Genomic DNA, 22,822 nt, shown 5'->3' on the forward strand with positions numbered 1-22,822 from the left:
CTTGGCACGGTACTTCGAGCGCTGGCCCGAGAGGGCTGGCGACCGTCGCCAGGCGACACTTTGTTATGGGGTTGCGACCAGCAATACCCTGTCGCCAGGGCATAAAGGCGGCGGGTTGCTCCGACTTTCGGCTGCTTGTGTGCGCTGTGTCGGCTGTGTATCTTGATCAGCCTTTGGCCGTTTGGGCGGCCACTATCCCATTTCCGAGATTGGCCCCACGAGGCGAATCCGAGCGTTTCTAAATAAAAAATTGAGGAGCACATCGATGCGCGTAATTCTGCTGGGAGCTCCCGGGGCCGGTAAAGGTACTCAGGCAAAGTTCATCACCGAAAAATTCGGCATTCCGCAAATCTCCACCGGCGACATGCTGCGCGCAGCGGTCAAGGCCGGCACCGAGCTGGGCCTGAAAGCCAAGAGCGTGATGGACGCCGGTGGTCTGGTCTCCGATGACCTGATCATCAACCTGGTCAAGGAACGCATCAGCCAGGCCGATTGCGCCAAGGGTTTCCTGTTCGACGGCTTCCCACGCACCATTCCTCAGGCCGAAGCGCTGGTCAAAGCCGGCGTCGAGCTGGACAACGTAGTCGAGATCGCCGTCGACGACGAAGAGATCGTCCAGCGTATCGCCGGTCGCCGTGTGCACGAGGCCTCTGGCCGCGTTTACCACACCGTCTACAACCCGCCGAAAATCGCCGGTAAAGACGACATCACTGGTGAAGACCTGGTCCAGCGTAAAGACGACACCGAAGAAACCGTGCGTCATCGCCTGTCGGTCTACCACTCCCAGACCAAGCCGCTGGTGGAGTTCTACCAGAGCCTGGCCGCCAGCCAGGGCAAGCCGAAGTACAGCCACATCGCGGGCGTCGGTTCGGTCGAGTCGATCACCGGCAAGGTGCTCGAAGCGCTGAGCTGATCAGTCGTACCAGCTTGATCTTCAACGGCCCGCTTGCGGGCCGTTGCTGTTTATAATGCGTCACTTTTTTCAACTTCCTCTGCCTTATGGATACATCGATGAGCACCTTGCTGGCCCTGGACACCGCGACTGAAGCCTGCTCGGTCGCCTTGCTGCACGACGGCAAGGTGACGAGCCACTACGAGGTGATCCCGCGCCTGCATGCACAGAAGCTGCTGCCGATGATCCAGAAACTGCTGGCCGATGCCGGCACCAGCCTGCAGGCCGTCGATGCCATTGCCTTCGGTCGCGGGCCTGGGGCCTTTACCGGTGTGCGGATCGCCATCGGCGTGGTCCAGGGCCTGGCCTTCGCCCTGGAGCGCCCGGTGCTGCCGGTGTCGAACCTGGCGGTGCTGGCGCAGCGCGCATTGCGCGAACACGGCGCGACCCAGGTGGCCACCGCCATCGATGCGCGAATGGATGAGGTCTACTGGGGCTGCTACCGCGAAGTGGCGGGCGAGATGCGCCTGGCAGGGGCCGAAGCGGTGCTGCCGCCGGAAGCCGCTGCGTTGCCGGCGGACGCCAGCGGCGACTGGTTCGGCGCGGGCACCGGCTGGGGCTACGCCGAGCGTATCGGGGTCAATCTCAGTGGCCAGGACGCGGGCATGCTGCCCCACGCCGAAGATTTGCTGACCCTGGCGTGCTTTGCCTGGGAACGCGGCGAGGCGATCCCGGCGGACGAGGCGCAACCGGTGTATCTGCGGGACAAGGTGGCGACGCCAAAAGCCCGCTGACAGGCCGCTGCAGAGCTGTTCGCCATCACGAGTCCGCGTGGCGAGCGTGTCAATCGTCAGGTTTTCGTGCCAGTTTCCGGTGGCTTTTAAACCTTTTGCATTTTCTGTGTTCTAGTTATCACTCGGCATTTGCGTAGTCGGCGAGGTGCCGCTAAATTGCCATCATCGATATCGAGCATGTGATTATGCGCATAGACGGCATTTCCTCTCAGTCCTACCCCATCAAGCGCAAGCCTCGCAAAGGCAGCGTGCTGCTGGACGACTCCCTCGAGGACGCAGATGCCGTCGAAGTCCAACCCGAGACTCCTGCCCAGGCGCGCTCCCAGGCTTCCGCCGGGCGCACCAGCAACCTGCCCGCCCGTCCGCAGGACATGATCTTCCACCGCGCCATGAAAAGAAGCGTGGCCAATGCTCTGGCCAGCTACCTGACCACCGCCGGTTTCGTCGATTGGGATATGGAAGTGGTGGGTCTCGACCTGCACATCTGATGTTGCTGCCTTATTACCTCGGTTGTCCTTCCTGGAGCGAAAACGCCTGGCGTGAGTACCTGTACCCGGAAAGCGCGCGGCCGACGGATTTTCTCGGCCTGTATTGCCAGGTCTTCAATGCCGTGGAAGGCAATACCACCTTCTATGCGCGCCCCGCCGAGGCCACGGTGCAGCGCTGGGCGCAGACCATGCCCGAACATTTCCGCTTCACCGCCAAGTTTCCCGGCGACATCAGCCATGGCGGCGACCTGCGCGAACAATTGGGCGCGGCCGAGAGCTTCCTGCAGTTGCTCAGCCCGCTGGGCGAACGTGTTTCGCCACTGTGGCTGCAACTGCCCGCGAGCTTCACACCGCAGCGCCTGGCGGAATTGGCGGGCTTTATCGACGGCCTGGAGCGGCCGTTGGCGGTGGAAGTCCGGCATCGGGATTTCTTCGCCAAGGGCGATGCCGAGCGCATGCTCAACCGCCTGCTGCTGGATCGTGGGGTAGAGCGCATCTGCCTCGACCCGCGCGCCTTGTTCAGTTGCACTTCCAGCGAGCCGTCGGTGCTCCATGCGCAATCGAAGAAACCCAAGGTACCGCCGCGCCCGGCCGCCTTCACCCAGTTTCCCCAGGTGCGCTTTATCGGTCATCCGGAGCTTGAGGCCAACGATCCGTTCCTGGTGCCCTGGATCGACAAGGTCGCCGGCTGGGTCGAGGAAGGGCGAACCCCCTACATCTTCCTGCACACCGCCGATAACCGCCTGGCCGCCGAGCTGGCGCGGCGTTTCCATGCGCGCCTGATGGAGCGCCTGCCTGGATTGCCGGCCTTGCCTGAGCTATACAGAGAGCCCGCCGCGGAGCAACTCGGCTTGCTCTGAACGGGATCATTTCCCTGTCCAGGAGTCCGCCAATGGATGCGCAAACCCTTCGTGCCCAAACCTTCAAGGCCCTGCATGAGCGTGATCGGGCTTTCGTGATTCCCAACCCCTGGGACGCGGGCTCCGCCAAGATGCTGGCCAGCCTCGGCTTCGAGGCCCTGGCGACCACCAGCGCCGGTTTGGCTTTTTCCCTGGGGCGCCCCGACGCCGAAGGTGCCTTGTCCCTGGAGGACACCCTGGGCAACGTTCGCGCCATAGTCGGCGCCAGCAGCCTGCCGGTGGCGGTGGACCTGGAGAACGGTTTTTCCGACAGCCCCGAAGGCTGTGCCCGGACCCTGCGCCAAGCGGCCGCCTGCGGGGCGGTGGGCGGTTCCATCGAAGACGCCACGGGTCGGGCCGATGATCCGATCTATGACTTCAAACTGGCGGTCGAGCGTATCGAGGCGTCGGTCGCCGCAGTGCGGCAATTGCCTTTTCCCTTTGTGCTCACGGCACGGGCGGAAAACCTGCTGCATGGCCGGCAGGACCTGCCGGACACCCTTCGTCGCCTGCAAGCCTATGCCGAGGCCGGCGCCGATGTGCTGTATGCGCCTGGGTTGCGCTCGGCCGAGGAAATCATCGCCGTGGTCCGCGCGGTGGCGCCCAAACCGGTCAACGTGCTGATGTCGGGCGGCCTGAAATTGACCCTGGCGCAGTTGAGCGAGCTGGGGGTGAAGCGGATCAGCGTCGGTTCGGCCCTGGCGCGGGCCGCCTATGGCGCCTTCTATCAGGCGGCGCAGGAAATCCGCGACCACGGCAGCTTCGACTTTGCCGACCAGGCTTTGCCGTTCGGGCAGATCAATCGGTTGTTCAAGGGCTGAGCGGGGCGGGAAAGCGTCGTTGCTGGCCGCGCTCAGGCTAATGAGTGTCTGACGCGGCTGGTTGAAGGTCAGGCAGCGATCCGCAGGTTCTGCAGGATCAGCGGACGCGCCCAGCCGGTATCGAAATCGAACTGCTTCTGTTGCTCGATGAGCTCTTGCGGCGGGAAGGGCGGGAAGGGTTTGTCCAGCAGCTCCAGTTCGAATTCGGCGATCGGCAGGTGCAACGGCCGCGGTTGCGGCGCCGGGCCCGGCTCGGGCAGGGGCTGGCCGGCATTGAGGACAATGGGGCGTACCCAGCCGCTTTCGAAGTCTTGTTGGTGTTGCTGGGCGGCGATTTCTTCCGGCGGGAAGGGCGGAAACGGTTTGTCCAGCAGCTCGGTCTCGAACTCGGCGATCGGCAGGAACAACGGTTCCGGCGGGCGGATCTCGGTGTCCTGGACGTCGCAATGACGCTGGGTAACGATTTGCGCCAGCAGGTCGCTGCCGCCATGGGGTTCGGTCGGGCCGTCCACGGCCACCGGAGAATTGTTGTCAGTGACCTTCGTGCCATCGCCGCGTTGCTCGGCCAGCGCCTGGGCAAAAAAATCCTGCCACAGATGGCTGACGCCGCTCAGTGCCTGGGAATTTTTTAGGCCGTAATCGCCGTGGGGCGATATGACGCCAATGGATAGGCTTCGAATGTCTGACATTTCTCTCGGGTCGACGCTCAGCTCTGGCAAAATGCCGGATAGTTCTTTTATCGGCAGTTTTTGCCGATCATTAATTTTTTGAGCGTGTTTTCAGATGAGTGAGCAACCAGCGGCCTGCCGCATCAAAGTCGAGGCCTTGGCCGATGCATTCCAGCCGCAGGCGGCGCACTGGGCCGAGCGACTGGGGCTGCCATTGCAGATCGACGAGGCGGAGTTCGCCCTGCAGGTCGGCGAGCAGGGCTTGCAACTGCAGCAGCTCGGCGCCGATGCGCCAGGGCCGGTGCGGGTGGACTTTGTCGAGGGTGGCGCGGCGCACCGGCGGCTGTATGGCGGTGGTAGCGGGCAGATGATCGCCAAGGCGGTGGGCATTGCCCAGGGTGTGCGTCCGCGAATCCTGGATGCCACGGCGGGGCTGGGCAAGGATGCGTTCGTCCTGGCCAGCCTCGGCTGCGAGATGAGCCTGATCGAACGCCAGCCCTTGATCGGCGCCTTGCTGGAAGATGGCCTGGCCCGGGCGGGAGAGGATTTCGAGGTGGCGCCGATCGTGGCGCGCATGCACCTGCTCAAGGGCAACTCGATCGAGGTGATGCGCAACTGGGAGGGCGAGCCGCCCCAGGTGATCTACCTGGACCCGATGTTCCCGCATCGGGAAAAGACCGCGCTGGTGAAAAAGGAAATGCGCCTGTTCCGCCCACTGGTCGGGGACGACCCGGACGCCCCGGCGCTGCTGGAGGCCGCCCTGGCCCTGGCCAGCCACCGGGTGGTGGTCAAGCGCCCGCGCAAGGCGCCGTGCATCGCAGGCCCCAAGCCGAGCCATGCGCTGGATGGCAAATCCAGCCGTTACGATATCTATCCGAAGAAGGCGCTCAAGGCCTGATCTTCATCGGTTTTTCGCGAGCAAGCTCGCTCCTACAGGGACTGCGCATGACCTGTAGGACCGAGCTTGCTCGCGATAGGGTCTTCAGGCTCGATACGCCCGCATGAACAACCCCACCACTTCCCGCACATGCTCCTCGGCGGCTTCGTCGCTCAGCGGCTCGCCGCAGCCGTAGAGCAGGCGAAAGTTCGCCGCGCCCTTGAGCAGGCAGAAGAAATGCTCGGCGGCGTTGCGCGGCTTGTCGATGCGCAGGGCGCCGCTCTGGTCGACCCTGGTCAGCAGCCGCTCCATGCCTTGCACCATGCGTTGTGGCCCGGCCTCGAAGAAGATCTGCGAGAGCTTCGGGTCCTGGCTGCCCAGGGCCATGATCAGGCGATGCAGGTTCAGGGATTCTTCGCTGTTGATCAGCAGGTGAAAGCCCCGGCCAATGTTCAGCAACACGCTTTCGATCGGCATGCCGGCCGGCAGCTCGAAAATCAGCGTCGGCAACTGCTCCTCGCACTTGGCCATCACCGCGGCGGAGAACAGGGTCTCCTTGTCGTTGAAATGGCTGTACACCGTCAGCTTGGAAACACCGGCTTCGCCAGCCACCGCGTCCATGCTGGTGTTGGCGTAGCCATTGCTCAGGAACAGCGTTTTCGCGGCTTCGAGGATGGCCTGGCGTTTTGCCAGGTCCTTGGGGCGGCCGGGGCCGTTTGAGGTGGAAAGATTGTCGGACATTCTTCGCTTTAATACTGGACTGGTGAGTTTGCTATTAATAACATACCCGCCAGTATAATTAATCGAAGCACCCTTAGCGAAAGGTCCCCCGCCATGTTCCGCTATGCCTTACCCCTCGCGTTGCCCGTCAGCCTGGCCGTTCTGCTGTCCGCGTGCGGACATGAAGAAACCGCGCAAACCACCGTTCGCCCGGCCATGGTGGTGCAGCCAGAGCCCGCGGCGCAGGCCATGGACAGCTACCCCGGCGAGGTCCGGGCGCGTTACGAACCGGACCTGGCGTTCCGGATTGGGGGCAAGGTTAGCCGACGACTGGTCGATGAGGGGCAGCGGGTGAAAGCCGACCAGCCATTGGCCGAGCTCGACCCGCAGGACGTGCGGCTGCAACTGGAGGCCACCCGGGCCCAGGTGGCGGCGGCCGAAGCCAACCTGAACCTGGTGCGCTCCGAGCGTGACCGCTACAAGACCCTGATGGACCGGCAACTGGTCAGCCGGTCCCAGTACGACAACGCCGAGAACCTGTATCGCTCCGGCCTGGCCCGGCTCAAGCAGATCAAGGCCGAGTTCGACGTGGCCAGCAACCAGGCCGGTTACGCCGTACTGCGCGCGCCCCAGGATGGTGTCGTGGCCCGGCGCACGGTCGAGGTCGGACAGGTGGTCGCCGCCGGCCAGACCGTCTTTACCCTGGCTACCGACGGCGAGCGGGAAGTGCTGATCAGCCTGCCGGAGCAGGGTTTCGGCCGTTTCCGCATCGGCCAGCCGGTGTCGGTGGAGTTGTGGAGCCAGCCCGACCAGCGTTTCGCCGGGCAGATCCGCGAGCTGTCGCCGGCCGCCGACCCACGCTCCCGTACCTTCGCCGCCCGCATTGCCTTTACCGCCGGCAAGGTCCCGGCCGAGCTGGGGCAGAGCGCCCGAGTGTTCATCCAGGCCGCGGCCAGTGTGCCGTTGTCGGTGCCGCTGTCGGCGGTGACTGCGGAGAACGGTGCCGCCTATGTCTGGCGGGTCGACGCCAACAACACCCTGAAAAAGACCCCGGTGCGCCTTGGCGCCTTCGGCGAAAAGAGCGTGCCGGTGCTCGAAGGCCTCGGGGTCAGCGACTGGGTGGTGGCTGCGGGTGTGCATGTGCTCCATGAGGGGCAGCAGGTGCGCCCGGTGGATCGCTCCAACCGCGTAGTCAATCTGGCGGCCAAGGAGTAATCCCCGATGGGTTTCAATCTTTCCGAATGGGCGTTGCGCAACCGCCAGATCGTGCTGTTCCTGATGCTGTTGCTGGCCATTGTCGGGGCGCTGTCCTACACCAAGCTGGGCCAGAGCGAAGACCCGCCGTTCACCTTCAAGGCCATGGTGATCCGCACCAACTGGCCGGGCGCCACGGCCCAGGAGGTTTCCCGGCAGGTCACCGAACGCATCGAAAAGAAATTGATGGAAACCGGCGAATACGAGCGCATCGTCTCGTTTTCCCGCCCGGGCGAGTCCCAGGTGACCTTCATGGCGCGCGACTCGATGCACTCGAACCAGATCCCCGAGCTCTGGTATCAGGTACGCAAGAAGATCAGCGATATTCGCCATACCCTGCCGCCGGGTATCCAGGGCCCGTTCTTCAACGATGAGTTCGGCACCACCTTTGGCAATATCTATGCGCTGACCGGCGACGGTTTCGACTACGCGGTGCTCAAGGATTACGCCGACCGCATCCAGATCCAGCTGCAGCGGGTCAAGGACGTGGGCAAGGTCGACCTGCTGGGCTTGCAGGACGAGAAGGTCTGGATCGAGCTGTCGAACGTCAAGCTGGCGACCTTGGGTCTGCCCCTAGCGGCGGTGCAGCAGGCCCTGGAGGAGCAGAACGCGGTGTCCACCGCCGGTTTCTTCGAGACCAGCAGCGAGCGCCTGCAATTGCGGGTGTCCGGCAATTTCCAGAGCGTCGAGCAGATCAGCAACTTCCCGATCCGGGTGGCCGACCGCACCTTCCGTATCGGCGATGTGGCGGATGTGCGTCGCGGCTTCAACGATCCACCGGCGCCGCGCATGCGTTTCATGGGCCAGGACGCGATCGGCCTGGCCGTGGCGATGAAGGACGGCGGCGACATCCTGGTGCTGGGCAAGGCGCTGGAACTGGAGTTCGCCCGGATCCAGAAAAACCTCCCCGCCGGTATGGAGCTGCGCAAGGTCTCCGACCAGCCGGCCGCGGTGAAGACCGGCGTCGGCGAGTTCGTCCAGGTGCTGGTGGAAGCCCTGGCGATCGTGCTGCTGGTGAGCTTCTTTTCCCTGGGCGTGCGCACCGGCATGGTGGTGGCCCTGGCGATTCCGCTGGTGCTGGCGATGACCTTCGCCACCATGTACTACCTGGGGATCGGCCTGCACAAGATCTCCCTAGGCGCGCTGGTGTTGGCGCTGGGCCTGCTGGTGGACGACGCGATCATCGCGGTGGAGATGATGGCGATCAAGATGGAGCAGGGCTACGACCGGCTCAAGGCCGCCAGCTACGCCTGGACCAGCACGGCGTTCCCGATGCTCACCGGCACCCTGATCACCGCCGCGGGTTTCCTGCCGATCGCCACGGCGCAGTCCGGCACCGGCGAATACACCCGTTCGATCTTCCAGGTGGTGACCATCGCCTTGCTGGCCTCTTGGATCGCCGCGGTGGTGTTCGTGCCCTACCTGGGCGAGAAGCTGCTGCCGGACCTGGCCAAGCTGCATGCGGCCAAGCACGGCAGCGCCGACGGACAGCCCGATCCGTACGGCACGCCGTTCTATCAGCGGGTGCGGCGGATGGTGGAATGGTGCGTGCGCCGGCGCAAGACCGTGATCGCCTTGACCGTGCTGCTGTTCATTGCCTCGGTGATGCTGTTCCGCTTCGTGCCGCAGCAGTTCTTCCCGGCTTCCGGGCGCCTGGAGCTGATGGTCGACCTGAAGCTGGCCGAGGGCGCGTCCCTGAGCAACACCGCCGATCAGGTCAAGCGCCTGGAGGCGATGCTCAAGGATCATGCCGGCATCGATAACTATGTGGCTTACGTCGGCACCGGTTCGCCGCGTTTCTACCTGCCCCTGGACCAGCAACTGCCGGCGGCGAGTTTTGCCCAGTTCGTGGTGCTGGCCAAGACCATCGAGGAGCGTGAAAGCCTGCGCAGCTGGCTGATCGAAACCCTCGACGAGCAGTTCCCGGCCCTGCGTTCGCGGGTCACCCGCCTGGAGAACGGCCCGCCCGTGGGCTACCCAGTGCAGTTCCGCGTCACCGGCGAGCATATCGAAGAGGTGCGGGCCCTGGCGCGCAAGGTGGCGGCCAAGGTCCGCGAGAACCCCCACGTGGTCAACGTGCACCTGGATTGGGAAGAACCGAGCAAGGTGGTCTACCTCAATATCGATCAGGACCGTGCGCGGGCCCTGGGCGTGAGTACCGCCAACCTGGCGAAATTCCTGCAAAGCTCGCTGACCGGTTCCAGCGTCAGCCAGTACCGCGAAGACAACGAGTTGATCGAGATCCTGCTGCGCGGGACCTTGCATGAACGCACCGAGCTGTCGCTGCTGTCGAGCCTGGCGGTGCCCACCGACAACGGCAAGAGCGTGGCGCTGTCGCAGGTCGCGACCCTGGAGTACGGCTTCGAGGAAGGCATCATCTGGCACCGCAACCGCCTGCCGAACGTCACCGTGCGGGCCGACATCTATGGCAAGGAACAGCCGGCGACCCTGGTGCAGCAGATCCTGCCGACCCTGGGGCCGATCCGCGCCGAACTGCCGGACGGTTATCTGCTGGACGTCGGCGGCACCGTGGAAGACTCGGCGCGTGGGCAGAACTCGGTGAAGGCCGGCGTGCCGCTGTTCATCGTGGTGGTGCTGACCCTGCTGATGCTGCAACTGCGCAGCTTCTCGCGCACGGCGATGGTGTTCCTCACCGCGCCGCTGGGGTTGATCGGCGTGACCCTGTTCCTGATGGTGTTCCGTCAGCCGTTCGGCTTCGTGGCGATGCTCGGGACTATCGCGCTGTCGGGGATGATCATGCGCAACTCGGTGATCCTGGTGGATCAGATCGAGCAGGATATCGCTGCCGGGCTCACGCCGTGGCAGGCGATCATCGAGGCGACGGTCAGGCGTTTCCGGCCGATCGTGCTGACCGCGCTGGCGGCGGTGCTGGCGATGATCCCGCTGTCACGCAGCGTGTTCTTCGGGCCGATGGCGGTGGCGATCATGGGCGGGCTGATTGTCGCGACGGCGCTGACCCTGCTGTTCCTGCCTGCGTTGTATGCGGCGTGGTTCCGGGTCAGGAAAACCTGATTCGCCTGTAGGAGCGAGGCTTGCCCGCGATCTAGACGCCGCGGTGTGTCAGGCACACCGCGGTGTCTAGATCGCGAGCAATCGAGCGTCGACCGGCTGCTCCTACAGGGGATCGGGTGGCTTCAGAGGGTACCGAAGACTTTTTTCGCCAGGCTGGTGGCCGCTGCCGCCGGGTTCTCGCGAATGGTCGCTTCCTGTTTGCCGATCATCTCGAACAGGCCGTTGAGCGCCTGTTCGGTCACGTAGCTTTCGATATTCGCGTTCTTCGCATCCAGCACGCCGAAGGTGGCGGCCTGGCCGGCGAAGGCGTTGTACTGCTTGGCCAGGCCCACCTGGTCGGTGGCCTGTTTGACGATCGGCAGGAACTTCACGCGGATCTGTTCGCGGCTGGTCTTGCTCAGGTATTGGGTGGCGGAATCCTTGCCACCGTTGAGAATGCCCTTGGCGTCCTCCACGCTCATCTTCTTCACGGCATCCACCAGCAGCGCCTGGGCCTGCGGCACGGCGGCCTCGGCGGCCTTGTTCATGCTGGTCTCGAGTTCCTCGACCTGGGCGCCCATGCCGAACTGCTTCATTTTCTTCGCCACTTTGCCGAGGTTGCCCGGCAGTTCGATGCGCACATCCGGGTTGTTGCTGAAACCGCCGGCGGTGCCCAGTTGTTTGACCGCGACCTGGGCTCCCTGGGTCAGGGCATCCTTGAGGCCGCCGGTGGCGTCTTGCTGCGACAGGTCGCCGAGGGACAGCGCCAGGGCACTGGCACAGATCAGCAGGCCGGCGCACAGGCTGGTGAAGCGAAGGGAAGAACGGAGCATGGCAGCTTCCTTGTTCGAGAAAAGGGATTAGCGAACCGCGTCGACGCGGATTTTCAGCGGTTGCGGATCGCTGCCGTCGAGTTTCACCCCGTTGTGCTCGGTGGTGACGAACAGCAGTTTGCCAGCCACTTCGATCCGCGCACTGACCGAATAACGGTGCCCGGGTTTGACCTGGGCCGGGTCGTAGCTGAGGTGGAAGGGCAGCGGCACCTGGCCTTTGACCGGGCCCTTCTGTTCGGCCAGCAGCACCGCGGGGGCGTCGGCCAGCGACACGTCCTGCAGGCTGACGCTCAGGGTGGCGGCCGGCGGCAGGGCGATGCGTTGCAGGTAGAAGACTTCGCCATCGAGGCTGGCTTTGCTGGCAGGTTGCATGCTGTTACAGGCCCCGAGCAGGGTGGTAAGGGCGAGCAGGGTGAGCTTTTTCATGCTGGATCTCCGTATCGGGGGGCGCCAGAAACCGCCTGGCGCCGATAAGAATCTAGTCGCTTTGCTGCGGTGCGGCGACCTGCTCGGCAGCATCTTCGCTGCGATGCAGGGCCACCTGGCGGATCGACAGGCGAATCTCCGCCGGCAGCACGCGCTTGGCCGCGCCCTCGGCCAGTTCGCCGAGCAGTTCGTGGTAGCTCAACTTGCCGGCTTCGTCGCGGCGCAGCACGTCCTGCTCCAGCAAGGTCTGGATGAAGTGGCGGAACAGGCTCTTGTCGAAGAACTCCGGGGCATTCAGGCCATGCAGGATCGACAGGCGCTGGGCCATGACCGTGCACAGGTCTTCCAGCTCTTCGGCGCTGATGCTGCGCTGGCCGCTGTTGAGCAGCAGCGAGATGGCCATGTAGAAGCGCTGTAGGGTCTGGGCGATGCTCTTGGACAGCAGGGTCAGCAGCACGAAATGCCGCGAGCTTGGGGCCGGACGCAGGTACAGGTCCTTCTCGAAGCGCAGCAGGCCTTGCTCGACGAAGGCCTCCAGCCATTGGTCGATCACCCCGTCCAGCTCGTCCAGGGACCAGCGGATGAACAGCTCCGACTGCAGGTAGGGGTACAGCGCCCGGGTGTAGCGCAGGATCTGTTCGCGGCTCATGCGCGACGAGCTCTGGAAGAAGCTCGCCAGCAACGCCGGCAGGGCGAAGATGTGCAGCACGTTGTTGCGGTAGTAGGTCATCAGGACGGCGTTCTGCTCGTCCAGGTAGAGGATCTTGCCCAGGGCATCGCTCTGCTCGGACAGCAGGTCCATGTCCTTCACATGCTCGATCAAGGCCCGGCCATCGCCTTCCGGCAGGGTGGTGTGGGGCGAGTAGGGAACCTTGCGCAGCAGCGCCAGGTACAGGTCCAGGACCCGGGCCATGGCGCGGTCGTCGAGGGCCAGGCGGCTGGTGGACAGCAGCGCCAGCGCCACCAGGTTGACCGGATTGATCGCCGCCGCCTCGTTCAAGTGCTGGGCGACTTTTTCACCCAGGCGGTTGGTGGTTTCGTTGAGCCAGGCCGGTTTGAACTGCGGGCCCAGCTCCTGGGCGCGCCAGCCTGGCTGTTCCTGGTCGAGGAACTCGGCCAGCTTGATCGGCTCGCCGAAGTTCACCGCCACCTGGCCGAAACGCTGCTTGAGGGCGCCGATGACCTTGAAGATGTCGAAGATCGACTCTTTCTTCTTGCTCGCGCCGCGCAGCTCGCCCAGGTAGGTGCGGCCTTCCAGCACGCGCTCGTAGCCGATGTACACCGGGACGAAGACGATCGGCATGCGCGAGGAGCGCAGGAAGCTACGCAGGGTGATGGCCAGCATCCCGGTTTTCGGTTGCAGCATGCGCCCGGTGCGCGAGCGCCCGCCCTCGACGAAGTACTCCACCGGGAAACCCTTGGTGAACAGGGTGTGCAGGTATTCGTTGAACACCGAGGTGTAGAGCGGGTTGCCCTTGAAGGTGCGGCGCATGAAGAACGCTCCACCCCTTCGCAGCAGGCTGCCGATCACCGGCATGTTCAGGTTGATCCCGGCGGCGATGTGCGGCGGGGTCAGGCCGTTGCGGAACAGCAGGTAGGACAGCAGCAGGTAGTCGATGTGGCTGCGGTGGCAGGGCACGTAGATCACTTCGTGGCCCGGGGCGACTTTCTGCACGCTTTCGATGTGGTTGACCTTGATCCCGTCGTAGATCTTGTTCCAGAACCAGCTCAGCACCACTTCGAGGAAGCGGATCGCGGTGAAGGTGTAGTCCGAGGCGATCTCGTTGCCATAACGCAAGGCTACGGCCTTGGCTTTTTCCGGGGAGATCTTTTCCCGTTCGGCTTCGTCGAGGATTGCCTGCTTGACCAGCGGCTGGTTCAGCAGGCCCTTGACCAGGTTGCGCCGGTGGGAAATGTCCGGGCCGATCACCGCGGCCTTCAGGTTGCGAAAGTGCACCCGCAGGATGCGCTGGGCCATGCGCACGGTACGCTCGTGGCCCTTGTTGTGCTCGATCAGTTCGCGCAGGTGGATCGGAGCGGAGAATTGCACCCGGGTCTTGCGGCCCAGGATCATGATGCTCAGCAGCCGGCGCAGGCGCCCGGTGACTGCCCAGCTGTCGGCGAACAGCAGTTTCCATGGGCTCGATTCGCTGTCGGGCGACTGGCCCCAGAATACGCTGACCGGAATGATCTGCGCGTCTTCGGCGGCATTCTGGCTCAGGGCGCTGACCAGGCGGGTCAGGGTCGGTGGCGCGCCACGCTTGTCCTGGCGGCCGAGCCAGTCCGGGGCCGGGGTCAGGTAGAAGAACGCGGCGGGTTCCAGCAGGTTACCCACCGAGACCGGCAGCACCGGGCGCGGCAACCCGGCCTTGGTGCACTCGGTATCGACCACGGCAAGGTCGGTGAGCGAAGGGTTTTGCAGGACGTAGAACACCGGACGACTGCGGTCGAGGTTGAGGGTGAAGGACGACTGGTTGATCGTCTCCGAGCGAACCCAGAGGTACAACAGTCGGCGCAAGGTGCCAAACACAAGACGGCGGAACGGGGAGCGGGTCATACGGCTTCTGCTTTAGTGGAAAAAACCGAGCAGTTGCTCGGGGCGGCTAGTGTGCCGGATTCACCGAAAATCGGCAAAAAAGCGGCAAACAAGATTGAGTTGAGAGTTTTTCTGCCTGTCATATACTCGCCCGACTGACGCCTGGGCATGCGGGGCCCATCAATAGAAACCCAGGTCCAGGCGAAAGTTCTCACGGCTTCGTTTCAGTAAGCCGACTGATAATAAAAAGACGGAGGATGGATTGATGGCAACTCGCGAGACCGGCAGCGTGAAGTGGTTCAACGACGCCAAGGGCTACGGCTTCATTCAGCGTGAAGGTGGTGCCGATGTATTTGTCCACTACCGTGCTATTCGTGGTGAAGGCCACCGCTCGCTGACCGAAGGGCAGCAGGTTGAATACGCCGTGGTAGAGGGGCAGAAGGGTTTGCAGGCAGAGGATGTAGTCGGCTTGTAAGCGCTGTGCCTTGTAGGAGCGAAGCGTGCTCGCGATAACGCTATCGCGGGCAAGCTTCGCTCCTACAGTAATCAGAGTCAGGCGGTACGCCAGGTAATCTCTTCTTCCCCGTCGGCGCTGATGCGAATCCAGCGGTCGGCCGATTCCTCACCTTCTTCCTCGACCCAGCTGCCCGGTGCGCAGCGCACTTCGACGTTCAGCGCGGCGAAGGCGGCGCGGGCGCAGGCGATGTCGTCGTCCCACGGCGTCTGGTCGCTTTCCAGGTACAGGCTGTTCCATTTGCCCACGGCTTTCGGCAGCCAGGTCACTGGCACGCTGCCCGCCTTGCATTTGTAGGTCTGGCCTTTCTGCACCCAGTCGCTGCACGGGCCCAGGGCCGCGCCGAGCCAGGCGGCGATGGCCTTGTGGTCGACGTCGGCGTCTTTCAGGTAAATCTCGATATCCGGTTGGCGCATGGATGTCCTCACTGCGGGTCTGAAAAATCCATTCGCGGATTTATTCGGCCTCGAGTCGCTGCTCGAGGCCGTGGATTAATGGGTTATTGCAGTACGAAGTAATCGTAGCGCATCGACACGCTGACCTCGAAGGGCTCGGCCTGCTCGATCACGCTGGCCCGGCGTTCGGCACTGGCGCGCCAGCCGTGGGGCGTCATGGCCAGCAGGTTGGCGCGATCCTGCGGATGGCTCAGCGTCAGCTTGAAGTCCAGGGTTTCACTGTGTTGCAGCGCCATGCCCGCGGGCACCAGCGCCAGGTGTTTGTCGTCGGTGTATTCGCGGACCTCGTCGTACAGGCGCTCGCGCAATTCCATCAGGTGGCCGCTGGTCGGTCCGACCTTCATCAGGCCGCCGCCAGGGCTGAGCAGGCGCTTGGCTTCCTGCCAGTCCAGCGGGCTGAAGACACTGGCGAGGAACTGGCAGCTGGCGTCGGCCAGGGGCACCCGGGCCATGCTGGCGATCAACCAGGTCAACTGCGGGGCACGGCGACAGGCGCGCTTGACCGCTTCCCGGGAGATGTCCAGGGCATAACCGTCCGCCTGGGGCAGGGCTTCGGCTATCTGGGCGGTGTAGTAACCCTCGCCGCAACCGATATCGACCCAGCGCTGCGGAGCGCGCTCGGCGGCCAGTTCGGCCAGGCGCCTGGCTACCGGGGCGTAATGGCCGGCATTGAGAAAGTCGCGGCGGGCTTCGACCATGGCCTGGTTGTCGCCCGGGTCACGGCTGTTCTTATGCTGCACCGGCAGCAGGTTCAGGTAACCCTGGCGGGCGCGGTCGAAGCGGTGCCCGGCGGGGCATACGACACCGTTGTCGACGGCGCTCAGGGGCGCTGCGCAGATAGGGCAGGCAAGCATCAGGCGAGCAACTTGATCAGGGTCTGGTAGTAGATTTCGGTCAGCACGTCGAGGTCGCTGGCCAGCACGCGCTCGTTGACCTGATGGATGGTGGCGTTGACCGGGCCCAGCTCGACCACCTGGGTGCCGAGGGTGGCGATGAAACGCCCGTCGGAGGTGCCGCCGCTGGTGGAGGCCTTGGTCTCGCGGCCGGTGACGTCCTTGATGCTGGCCGACACCGCGTCGAGCAGGGCGCCCGGTTCGGTGAGGAACGGCAGGCCCGACAACGCCCACTCCACATGCCAGTCCAGGCCGTGCTTGTCGAGGATGGTGGCCACGCGCTGTTGCAGGCCTTCGACCGTGGATTCGGTGGAGAAGCGGAAGTTGAACACCGCCACCAGCTCGCCAGGGATCACGTTGGTCGCGCCGGTGCCGGAATTCAGGTTGGAAATCTGGAAGCTGGTGGGCGGGAAGAAGGCATTGCCGTCGTCCCAATGCTCCGCGGCCAGTTCGGCCAGGGCCGCTGCAGCCAGGTGGATCGGGTTCCTGGCCAGGTGCGGGTAGGCCACGTGGCCCTGCACGCCGCGCACTGTGAGTTTGGCGCCGAGGGAGCCGCGACGGCCGTTCTTGACCACGTCACCGACCAGGCTGGTGCTCGACGGCTCGCCGACGATGCACCAGTCCAGGCGCTCCTTGCGCGCCGCCAGGCGCTCGACCACCGCCTTGGTGCCGTGGTGGGCCGGGCCTTCTTCGTCGCTGGTGATCAGGAAGGCCACCGAGCCTTTGTGCTCCGGGTAGTCGGCGACAAAACGCTCGGCCGCCACCAGCATCGCCGCGAGGCTGCCTTTCATGTCCGCCGCGCCGCGCCCGCAGAGCATGCCGTGCTCGTCGATCAATGCGTCGAACGGGTCGTTCTGCCAGGCCTGGACCGGGCCGGTGGGTACCACGTCGGTATGGCCGGCGAAACACAGCACCGGGCCTTCGTGCTTGCCATGGCTGGCCCAGAAGTTATCCACATCCTCGATGCGCATCGGCTCCAGCTTGAAGCCGGCATCGCCCAGGCGCTGCATCATCAGCTTCTGGCAGTCGGCGTCGACCGGCGTCACCGACGGGCGGCGGATCAAGTCACAGGCGAGTTGCAGGGTCGGCGAAAGGTCGGCGTGGGCCGTCATGGGGAAACTCCGGTGCAAGGCGTTATGTGTAGGCGCGAGGCTTGCCCGCGATGGAAAACCTGAGGCGTCTCAGGCAAACCGCGTCGTGGCTATCGCGGGCAAGCCTCGCTCCTACGGTAATGGGGCAAGGCGCGCAAAATGGCGGATATCTTAAAGCAAAACGGCGGCCAGAGGCCGCCGTTTAGTGCTTTGCCGCGATTTATGCCGCCGCCACCGCTGTGCTTTCGGCAAGCGGTTTTGGCAGCGACGACAGGAAGGCCATGACCAGTGCCGCCACATACGGCAGCGACTGCACCAGCAGCATGGTCACCCAGAAGCGCATGTCGTTGCTCGGCAGGCCGCCCTGCACCAGGTAGATGCCCAGCGCCGCGCCCCACAACAGCAGCATGATGAACAGCTCTTCCCGGGCTTCCGAGATCGCCACCCAGAAGCCGTGGTTGTCGGCGTTCTTCGGTGTGCGGATGAACGGAATGTTGCTGGTGAAGAAGCCATACAGCACTGCCTTGGCGATGGTGTGGGACAACGCCAGGCCCGCCACGGCCGCGCAGAACGCGTCCTTGAGGTTGACCCCGACCGCCCGGCGGTAGAGGAAGATGATCTTGCCGACCTTGAACACGAACAGCGCCAGGGGCGGGATCGCGAAGATCAGCAACGGCGGATCGACGCGCTGCGGCACGATGATCATCGCCGCCGACCAGAGCAGGGCGCCGAGGGTGAAGAAGATGTTCATGCCGTCCGCCACCCACGGCAGCCAGCCCGCGAGGAAGTGGTAGCGCTGGCCACGGGTCAGCTCGGTGTCCTTGCCGCGCAGCAGGCTGGCGGTGTGGCGCTTGATGATCTGGATCGCCCCATAGGCCCAGCGGAAACGCTGTTTCTTGAAGTCGATGAAGGTATCCGGCATCAGGCCTTTGCCGTAGCTGGTGTGGTAGTACGCCGCCGACAGGCCTTTCTCGAACACCCGCAGGCCCAGCTCGGCGTCTTCGCAGATGCACCAGTCGGCCCAGCCCAGTTCTTCCAGGACCGAACGGCGGGTCATGGTCATGGTGCCGTGCTGGATGATCGCGTCACGGTCGTTGCGGGTGACCATGCCGATATGGAAGAAGCCCTTGTATTCCGCGTAGCAGAGCTTCTTGAAGGTGCTTTCGTTCTGGTCGCGGTAATCCTGCGGCGATTGCACCACGGCGATTTTCGGGTCGGCGAAGTGCGGCACCATGTGCTTGAGCCAGTTGCGATCGACGCAGTAGTCCGAGTCGATCACCGCGATCACTTCGGCGTCCTTGGCGGTGTGCGGGATCAGGTAGTTCAGCGCGCCGCCCTTGAAGCCGGCCAGGGGTGCGACGTGGAAGAACTTGAAGCGCGGGCCGAGGGTTTCGCAATAGGCCTGCACCGGCTCCCAGACCGCCGGGTCCTTGGTGTTGTTGTCGATGATCAGGACTTCGAAGTCCGGGTAATCGAGGTTGGCCAGGGCATTGAGGGTCTGTTTGACCATCTCCGGCGGCTCGTTGTAGCACGGCACATGGATCGAGACTTTCGGCCGGTAGTTGGAGTCGCCTTCGACCGGCAGGAACTCGCGCCGGCGCTTGTGTACCCAGACCGCCTCGGCCAGTTCATGGGCCTCGGTGAGCAATACGATGAACACCCCGAGCGCACCCAGGGCGAGCAGGAAGCCCACCGTCAGGCTGAACCAGGTGCTGTATTGCTGGCTGTAGTCGTAGCCGATCCACACCAGCACCGAGCCGCAGAGGAAGGCGATGAAGGTCAGGAAGGTCCGCCCGCGCTGGCGCAGGGCCGAGCCGTCGATCATCAGCAGGGTCAGGGACAGCAGCGCCAGGACCACCGAGCCGATGGCCAGCACGCGCCATTGCGGGATCGCCACCACCGGGCCTTCGAAGTTGAATTTCTGCTGGCGCGCGGCGTTGAACACGCCCCAGTAGGCGCCTACCGAACCTTCGTCGCTGGCCTTCCACGGCTGGTCGAAGGCTTCGATCACAAAGTAGTTGTAGCCCTGGCGGTTGAGCTTGTTGACCAGGTTACGCAGGTAGATCGCCTGGTCCGCCGGGCTGGCGTCGGCGCCGCCACGCATGCGGCCGTTGCTCGGCCAGCCCACCTCGGACAGCAGCAGCGGTTTTTTCGGGAACATCTGTTTCAAGTCGCGGGCGCGGTCGAGGACGAACTGCCCGGCCTTGTCCATCGGGATGGACTCCCAGTAGGGCAGGACGTGGGCGGCGATCAGGTCGGTGTGCTGGGCCAGTTCCGGGTGTTCTTTCCAGACGTGCCACTGCTCGGAAGTGGTGACCGGGACCTTGACCGCGGCCCGCACGCGATCGAGCAGGACGCTCAACTGGTCGGCGGTGATTTCCTTGCGGAAGATCGCTTCGTTACCGACCACCACGCGCACCACACTGCGCGAGTTGTTGGCGATGTCGATGGCGCGGGTGATTTCACGCTCGTTGCGCTCCAGGTCCGGGCTGATCCAGATCCCGAGGGTCACGCGCAGGCCGAACTCTTCCGCCAGCTTGGGGATGTTCTCCAGCGTGCCGTCGACCGAGTAGGTCCGAATGTTGTCGGTCAGCTTGCTCATGATCTCCAGGTCGCGACGCATTTCGTCGTCGGTCGGGAACTGGTCTTTCTGCGGGAACTGGCCCAGCTGGAAAGGCGAGTAGGAAAAGCCGGAGATTTGTGCAGGCCAATTGGGGGCGGAAACCGGGCGGTTGACCAGTGCCCAGAAGCCGGTGAACAGGGCGGCGATTGCCAGAACCACCACCAGATTGAGTCCAAATTTACGCGATGACATAGCTATTTCGGGTTCCAAAGGGTGTGGAACGGGGGAACGGTCGGCATGCGCCAAGCGGCGCGCATCCTACACTGGCCTTCGACTGAGCGTACAGCGCACAGGGGAAAGCCGCAGGTTGGGCAATCCAACTCGATTTAAGTTCTCGGCGACGAAATTTTCAGATTGTTCCCTCATTAAAGCAGCCCCGACTGCCATTCATAGGGCAAAGATGCTCTTGACGGACATCGGCCCTATAATGCGCGCCGGTTTTTGGGGTAATGGTCATGAGTACAGAAGATCCGCGGTTTGCTGGCGTCGCCCGGTTGTATGGCATCGAGGGGCTGGAACGCTTGCGCGCCGCCCATGTGGCGATCGTCGGGGTCGGCGGGGTCGGCTCCTGGGCGGCGGAAGCCATTGCCCGTTGCGGTGTGGGCGAGATCTCGCTGTTCGACCTGGACGACGTCTGCGTCAGCAACAGCAATCGGCAGCTGCACGCCCTCGACAGCACGGTCGGCAAGGCCAAGGTCGAGGTCATGGCCGAGCGCCTGCGCGGGATCAATCCGGCCTGCACCGTGCATGCGGTGGCGGACTTCGTCACCCGCGAGACCATGGCCGAATACATCACGCCGAACATCGACTGCGTGATCGACTGCATCGACAGCGTCAACGCCAAGGCGGCGCTGATCGCCTGGTGCAAACGGCGCAAGATCCAGATCATCACCACCGGCGGCGCGGGCGGGCAGATCGACCCGACGCTGATCCAGGTTTGTGACCTGAACCGCACCTTCAACGACCCGCTGGCCTCGAAAGTGCGCTCGACCCTGCGGCGCGACTACGGTTTTTCCCGCACCGTGACCCGTCACTACAGCGTGCCTTGCGTGTTTTCCACCGAGCAACTGCGCTACCCGAAACCGGACGGCAGCATCTGCCTGCAGAAGAGCTTTGTCGGCGATGGCGTGAAACTCGACTGCGCCGGCGGTTTTGGCGCGGTGATGATGGTCACCGCGACTTTCGGCATGGTCGCGGCGACCAAGGCGGTGGACAAGCTGGTGGCAGGCGTGCGGCGCCCGGCGGACAGAATCAAACCCATCTGACGCAATAGATTCCTGTAGCCGCTGCCGCAGGCTGCGATAAGGCCCGAAGGGGCTTCCGGGGGCCTCAAGAGCACGTCTCCTGCGGAGTCGATCGCAGCCTGCGGCAGCGGCTACAGAGATTCGGGGCGGGTAGATCGCGATTGGATCAGTAGTTGCCAGCCAGCTCGCGCATCCGCTGCAATACCGCGTTCAGCCCATTGCTGCGCGACGGCGACAACTGGCGCGACAGGCCCAGCTGATTGAACCAGTCCGGCAAGTCCACCCGTTGCAGTTCCTCGGCGGACAAGCCGTTGACCCGCGCCAGCAGCAGGGCCACCAGGCCACGGATCAGGCGTGCATCGCTGCTGGCGGCGAACTGCCAGTGACCGTCCTGCAAGGTGCCCACCAGCCAGACCTGGCTTTCACAGCCATGCACCCGATTGGCCTCGACCTTGTCGGCGTCGCTCAGCGGTGCCAGGCGTTCGCCCCATTGCATCAGCAAGCGTGCGCGCTGTTCCCAACCGGGAGCGCCCTGAAAGCTGTCGAGGGCGGCCAGGGCCTCGGCGGGCAGGCTCATCGCAACAGCTCCAGCGCCTGATCGAGGGCCTCGAAGAAGCGCTCCAGGTCCTCGGAGTCGTTGTACAGCGCCAGGGATACGCGGATCGCACCCGCCAGGCCGAAGCTTTTCAGCAGTGGCATGGCGCAGTGATGCCCGGCGCGCACGGCGATGCCCTGTTCGGTCAGCAGGTGAGCCAGGTCGGCGTTGTGCACGCCATCGACCACGAAGCTGACCAGCGCCAGTTGCGGCTTGCCCAGCAGGCGCAGGCCTTTGCGGGCCAGCAGGCCGTGCAGCAGGTAGTCGTGCAGCGCGGCTTCATGGGCGCTGACGGCGTCCTGGTCGAGACCGCTGAGGTAATCCAGGGTCGCGCCCAGGCCAATCACGCTGGCGATCGGCGGCGTACCGGCTTCGAAACCCAGCGGGGCGGGGCGGAAGCTGGCGTGCTGGTATTCGGCCTGCTGGACCATCTCGCCACCAAACTGCCAGTGACGCAGGCCTTGCAGCGCCTCGGTGCGCCCGTACAGCACGCCGACACCGTCCGGGCCATAGAGCTTGTGGCTGGAGAACACATAGAAATCGCAGCCCAGCGCCTGCACATCGTGGCGGCCGTGGACCACGCCCTGGGCGCCGTCGACCACGGTCAGGGCGGCGTGCGCCTTGGCCAGGGCCAGCAGCTGCGGCAGGGGCTGCCAGGCACCGAGCACGTTGGACAGCTGGCTGACGGCCAGCAGCCGGGTGCGCGGGCCGATCAGGCGTGCCGCAGCGTCGAGATCGATCAGGCCGTCGTCGTCCAGCGGCAGGACCACCAGGTTGAGGCCGCGGCGGTGCGCCAGTTGCTGCCAGGGCAGCAGGTTGGCGTGATGCTCCAGGGCGCTGATGACGATTTCGTCGCCCGGGTTGAATTGGTGTTCCAGGCCATAGGCCAGGAGGTTCAGCGCGGAGGTCGCGCCGTGGGTAAGGATGATCTGCCCGCTGTCACCACTGTTCAGCCACTGCGCCACCTTGTGGCGGCTGTTCTCGAACGCCTGGGTGGCGTGAGCGCCGGGCAGGTGCTGCGCGCGATGCACATTGGCCGCGCCATTGGCGTAGTAGTGCGCCAGGGCATCCAGCAGGGCTTGGGGTTTTTGCGTGGTAGCGGCGTTGTCCAGGTAGGTCTGGTCCTGCCGTTGCAGGGCGGCGATGGCCGGGAAGTCGGCACGCCAGGGAGAAGGAATCATCATGCT

The 22,822-nt window shown here is 64.3% G+C and carries 21 protein-coding genes; 10 read left to right on the top strand and 11 right to left on the bottom strand.

Annotation, left to right across the window (positions count from 1 at the left end):
* The first annotated feature begins 265 nt into the window (after window positions 1–265).
* The 5 genes from adk (at window position 266) to AC07VU_RS01930 (ending at window position 3,894) form a co-directional block, all read left to right on the top strand.
* On the top strand, window positions 266–913 hold the full coding sequence (gene adk / locus AC07VU_RS01910; RefSeq protein WP_007927955.1) for an adenylate kinase: 648 nt from the start codon (window positions 266–268) through the stop codon (window positions 911–913).
* 98 nt (window positions 914–1,011) lie between these two features.
* Window positions 1,012–1,686, top strand: coding sequence for a tRNA (adenosine(37)-N6)-threonylcarbamoyltransferase complex dimerization subunit type 1 TsaB (gene tsaB / locus AC07VU_RS01915; protein ID WP_274305642.1), 675 nt, complete (start codon window positions 1,012–1,014; stop codon window positions 1,684–1,686).
* A 185-nt stretch (window positions 1,687–1,871) separates the two neighbouring features.
* A complete protein-coding gene (locus AC07VU_RS01920; RefSeq protein WP_009042362.1) occupies window positions 1,872–2,174 on the top strand; it encodes a hypothetical protein in 303 nt (100 codons plus the stop codon).
* Window positions 2,174–3,034 carry a DUF72 domain-containing protein gene (locus AC07VU_RS01925; RefSeq protein ID WP_274305643.1) on the top strand — a complete coding sequence of 287 codons (861 nt, stop codon included), beginning with the start codon at window positions 2,174–2,176 and terminating at the stop codon, window positions 3,032–3,034. The genes AC07VU_RS01920 and AC07VU_RS01925 overlap by 1 nt, the downstream gene beginning before the upstream one ends.
* 32 nt (window positions 3,035–3,066) lie before the next feature.
* Window positions 3,067–3,894 carry an isocitrate lyase/PEP mutase family protein gene (locus AC07VU_RS01930; RefSeq protein ID WP_274305644.1) on the top strand — a complete coding sequence of 276 codons (828 nt, stop codon included), beginning with the start codon at window positions 3,067–3,069 and terminating at the stop codon, window positions 3,892–3,894.
* Window positions 3,895–3,962: 68 nt separating this feature from the next.
* Here AC07VU_RS01930 and AC07VU_RS01935 read toward each other — a convergent pair whose 3' ends face one another.
* A complete protein-coding gene (locus AC07VU_RS01935) occupies window positions 3,963–4,583 on the bottom strand; it encodes an energy transducer TonB (RefSeq protein ID WP_277587963.1) in 621 nt (206 codons plus the stop codon).
* 94 nt (window positions 4,584–4,677) lie between these two features.
* Between AC07VU_RS01935 and AC07VU_RS01940 the strand changes: the two genes are divergently transcribed.
* Window positions 4,678–5,460, top strand: a complete 783-nt coding sequence (locus AC07VU_RS01940; protein ID WP_028681752.1) for a class I SAM-dependent methyltransferase — start codon at window positions 4,678–4,680, stop codon at window positions 5,458–5,460.
* Between the two features lie 84 nt (window positions 5,461–5,544).
* On the opposite strand, the gene AC07VU_RS01945 is transcribed toward AC07VU_RS01940, so the two are convergent.
* Window positions 5,545–6,180, bottom strand: a complete 636-nt coding sequence (locus tag AC07VU_RS01945) for a TetR/AcrR family transcriptional regulator (protein ID WP_277587964.1) — start codon at window positions 6,178–6,180, stop codon at window positions 5,545–5,547.
* A 93-nt stretch (window positions 6,181–6,273) separates the two neighbouring features.
* On the opposite strand from AC07VU_RS01945, the gene AC07VU_RS01950 reads away from it, so the two are divergent.
* On the top strand, window positions 6,274–7,374 hold the full coding sequence (locus AC07VU_RS01950; RefSeq protein WP_062823549.1) for an efflux RND transporter periplasmic adaptor subunit: 1,101 nt from the start codon (window positions 6,274–6,276) through the stop codon (window positions 7,372–7,374).
* Between the two features lie 6 nt (window positions 7,375–7,380).
* On the top strand, window positions 7,381–10,446 hold the full coding sequence (locus AC07VU_RS01955) for an efflux RND transporter permease subunit (RefSeq protein WP_495029456.1): 3,066 nt from the start codon (window positions 7,381–7,383) through the stop codon (window positions 10,444–10,446).
* 122 nt (window positions 10,447–10,568) lie between these two features.
* Here AC07VU_RS01955 and AC07VU_RS01960 read toward each other — a convergent pair whose 3' ends face one another.
* The 3 genes from AC07VU_RS01960 to plsB are packed head-to-tail and all read right to left on the bottom strand — an operon-like array spanning window position 10,569 to window position 14,241.
* The gene (locus tag AC07VU_RS01960) at window positions 10,569–11,258 is read right to left on the bottom strand and encodes a DUF4197 domain-containing protein (RefSeq protein ID WP_277587966.1); all 690 of its coding nucleotides are present in this window, start codon (window positions 11,256–11,258) and stop codon (window positions 10,569–10,571) included.
* Window positions 11,259–11,285: 27 nt separating this feature from the next.
* The gene (locus tag AC07VU_RS01965; protein WP_062823547.1) at window positions 11,286–11,684 is read right to left on the bottom strand and encodes a YbaY family lipoprotein; all 399 of its coding nucleotides are present in this window, start codon (window positions 11,682–11,684) and stop codon (window positions 11,286–11,288) included.
* Window positions 11,685–11,736: 52 nt separating this feature from the next.
* Complete coding sequence (plsB, locus tag AC07VU_RS01970; RefSeq protein WP_053277630.1) at window positions 11,737–14,241, bottom strand: glycerol-3-phosphate 1-O-acyltransferase PlsB; 2,505 nt, start codon at window positions 14,239–14,241, stop codon at window positions 11,737–11,739.
* A 244-nt stretch (window positions 14,242–14,485) separates the two neighbouring features.
* On the opposite strand from plsB, the gene AC07VU_RS01975 reads away from it, so the two are divergent.
* Window positions 14,486–14,695, top strand: coding sequence for a cold-shock protein (locus AC07VU_RS01975; RefSeq protein ID WP_007927922.1), 210 nt, complete (start codon window positions 14,486–14,488; stop codon window positions 14,693–14,695).
* A gap of 77 nt (window positions 14,696–14,772) precedes the next feature.
* Here the strand turns inward: AC07VU_RS01975 and AC07VU_RS01980 are convergent, their stop codons facing one another.
* The 4 genes from AC07VU_RS01980 to AC07VU_RS01995 form a co-directional block, all read right to left on the bottom strand.
* The gene (locus AC07VU_RS01980; protein WP_007927921.1) at window positions 14,773–15,150 is read right to left on the bottom strand and encodes a hypothetical protein; all 378 of its coding nucleotides are present in this window, start codon (window positions 15,148–15,150) and stop codon (window positions 14,773–14,775) included.
* An 83-nt stretch (window positions 15,151–15,233) separates the two neighbouring features.
* Window positions 15,234–16,043 carry a putative RNA methyltransferase gene (locus AC07VU_RS01985; protein WP_495029457.1) on the bottom strand — a complete coding sequence of 270 codons (810 nt, stop codon included), beginning with the start codon at window positions 16,041–16,043 and terminating at the stop codon, window positions 15,234–15,236.
* Window positions 16,043–17,194: a succinyl-diaminopimelate desuccinylase gene (gene dapE, locus AC07VU_RS01990; protein WP_092417879.1), complete on the bottom strand. Its 1,152-nt coding sequence runs from the start codon at window positions 17,192–17,194 to the stop codon at window positions 16,043–16,045. The genes AC07VU_RS01985 and dapE overlap by 1 nt, the downstream gene beginning before the upstream one ends.
* 199 nt (window positions 17,195–17,393) lie before the next feature.
* Window positions 17,394–19,988, bottom strand: coding sequence for a glycosyltransferase (locus tag AC07VU_RS01995; protein ID WP_495029458.1), 2,595 nt, complete (start codon window positions 19,986–19,988; stop codon window positions 17,394–17,396).
* Window positions 19,989–20,251: 263 nt separating this feature from the next.
* Here AC07VU_RS01995 and tcdA point away from each other — a divergent pair, with 263 nt between their 5' ends.
* Window positions 20,252–21,061 carry a tRNA cyclic N6-threonylcarbamoyladenosine(37) synthase TcdA gene (gene tcdA / locus AC07VU_RS02000; protein WP_162805200.1) on the top strand — a complete coding sequence of 270 codons (810 nt, stop codon included), beginning with the start codon at window positions 20,252–20,254 and terminating at the stop codon, window positions 21,059–21,061.
* A gap of 145 nt (window positions 21,062–21,206) precedes the next feature.
* Here tcdA and AC07VU_RS02005 read toward each other — a convergent pair whose 3' ends face one another.
* On the bottom strand, window positions 21,207–21,617 hold the full coding sequence (locus tag AC07VU_RS02005) for a SufE family protein (protein WP_007924086.1): 411 nt from the start codon (window positions 21,615–21,617) through the stop codon (window positions 21,207–21,209).
* Window positions 21,614–22,819: an aminotransferase class V-fold PLP-dependent enzyme gene (locus tag AC07VU_RS02010; protein ID WP_495029459.1), complete on the bottom strand. Its 1,206-nt coding sequence runs from the start codon at window positions 22,817–22,819 to the stop codon at window positions 21,614–21,616. Before AC07VU_RS02010 ends, AC07VU_RS02005 begins: the two co-directional genes overlap by 4 nt.
* Window positions 22,820–22,822: the final 3 nt, after the last annotated feature.

It is taken from the genome of Pseudomonas sp. GW821-FHT02B10 (assembly GCF_059421865.1).

What these genes read in the sequence shown, in the direction of transcription:
- AC07VU_RS01975 (WP_007927922.1), top strand. Translation starts at nt 14,486, where the DNA reads ATGGCAACTCGCGAGACCGGCAGCGTGAAGTGGTTCAACGACGCCAAG.
- tsaB (WP_274305642.1), top strand. Translation starts at nt 1,012, where the DNA reads ATGAGCACCTTGCTGGCCCTGGACACCGCGACTGAAGCCTGCTCGGTC.
- AC07VU_RS01945 (WP_277587964.1), bottom strand. Translation starts at nt 6,180, where the DNA reads ATGTCCGACAATCTTTCCACCTCAAACGGCCCCGGCCGCCCCAAGGAC.
- AC07VU_RS01950 (WP_062823549.1), top strand. Translation starts at nt 6,274, where the DNA reads ATGTTCCGCTATGCCTTACCCCTCGCGTTGCCCGTCAGCCTGGCCGTT.
- AC07VU_RS01925 (WP_274305643.1), top strand. Translation starts at nt 2,174, where the DNA reads ATGTTGCTGCCTTATTACCTCGGTTGTCCTTCCTGGAGCGAAAACGCC.
- AC07VU_RS01960 (WP_277587966.1), bottom strand. Translation starts at nt 11,258, where the DNA reads ATGCTCCGTTCTTCCCTTCGCTTCACCAGCCTGTGCGCCGGCCTGCTG.
- AC07VU_RS01940 (WP_028681752.1), top strand. Translation starts at nt 4,678, where the DNA reads ATGAGTGAGCAACCAGCGGCCTGCCGCATCAAAGTCGAGGCCTTGGCC.
- AC07VU_RS01965 (WP_062823547.1), bottom strand. Translation starts at nt 11,684, where the DNA reads ATGAAAAAGCTCACCCTGCTCGCCCTTACCACCCTGCTCGGGGCCTGT.
- AC07VU_RS01955 (WP_495029456.1), top strand. Translation starts at nt 7,381, where the DNA reads ATGGGTTTCAATCTTTCCGAATGGGCGTTGCGCAACCGCCAGATCGTG.
- AC07VU_RS01935 (WP_277587963.1), bottom strand. Translation starts at nt 4,583, where the DNA reads ATGTCAGACATTCGAAGCCTATCCATTGGCGTCATATCGCCCCACGGC.
- tcdA (WP_162805200.1), top strand. Translation starts at nt 20,252, where the DNA reads ATGAGTACAGAAGATCCGCGGTTTGCTGGCGTCGCCCGGTTGTATGGC.
- AC07VU_RS01995 (WP_495029458.1), bottom strand. Translation starts at nt 19,988, where the DNA reads ATGTCATCGCGTAAATTTGGACTCAATCTGGTGGTGGTTCTGGCAATC.
- dapE (WP_092417879.1), bottom strand. Translation starts at nt 17,194, where the DNA reads ATGACGGCCCACGCCGACCTTTCGCCGACCCTGCAACTCGCCTGTGAC.
- AC07VU_RS01980 (WP_007927921.1), bottom strand. Translation starts at nt 15,150, where the DNA reads ATGCGCCAACCGGATATCGAGATTTACCTGAAAGACGCCGACGTCGAC.
- adk (WP_007927955.1), top strand. Translation starts at nt 266, where the DNA reads ATGCGCGTAATTCTGCTGGGAGCTCCCGGGGCCGGTAAAGGTACTCAG.
- AC07VU_RS01920 (WP_009042362.1), top strand. Translation starts at nt 1,872, where the DNA reads ATGCGCATAGACGGCATTTCCTCTCAGTCCTACCCCATCAAGCGCAAG.
- AC07VU_RS01930 (WP_274305644.1), top strand. Translation starts at nt 3,067, where the DNA reads ATGGATGCGCAAACCCTTCGTGCCCAAACCTTCAAGGCCCTGCATGAG.
- AC07VU_RS02010 (WP_495029459.1), bottom strand. Translation starts at nt 22,819, where the DNA reads ATGATGATTCCTTCTCCCTGGCGTGCCGACTTCCCGGCCATCGCCGCC.
- AC07VU_RS01985 (WP_495029457.1), bottom strand. Translation starts at nt 16,043, where the DNA reads ATGCTTGCCTGCCCTATCTGCGCAGCGCCCCTGAGCGCCGTCGACAAC.
- AC07VU_RS02005 (WP_007924086.1), bottom strand. Translation starts at nt 21,617, where the DNA reads ATGAGCCTGCCCGCCGAGGCCCTGGCCGCCCTCGACAGCTTTCAGGGC.
- plsB (WP_053277630.1), bottom strand. Translation starts at nt 14,241, where the DNA reads ATGACCCGCTCCCCGTTCCGCCGTCTTGTGTTTGGCACCTTGCGCCGA.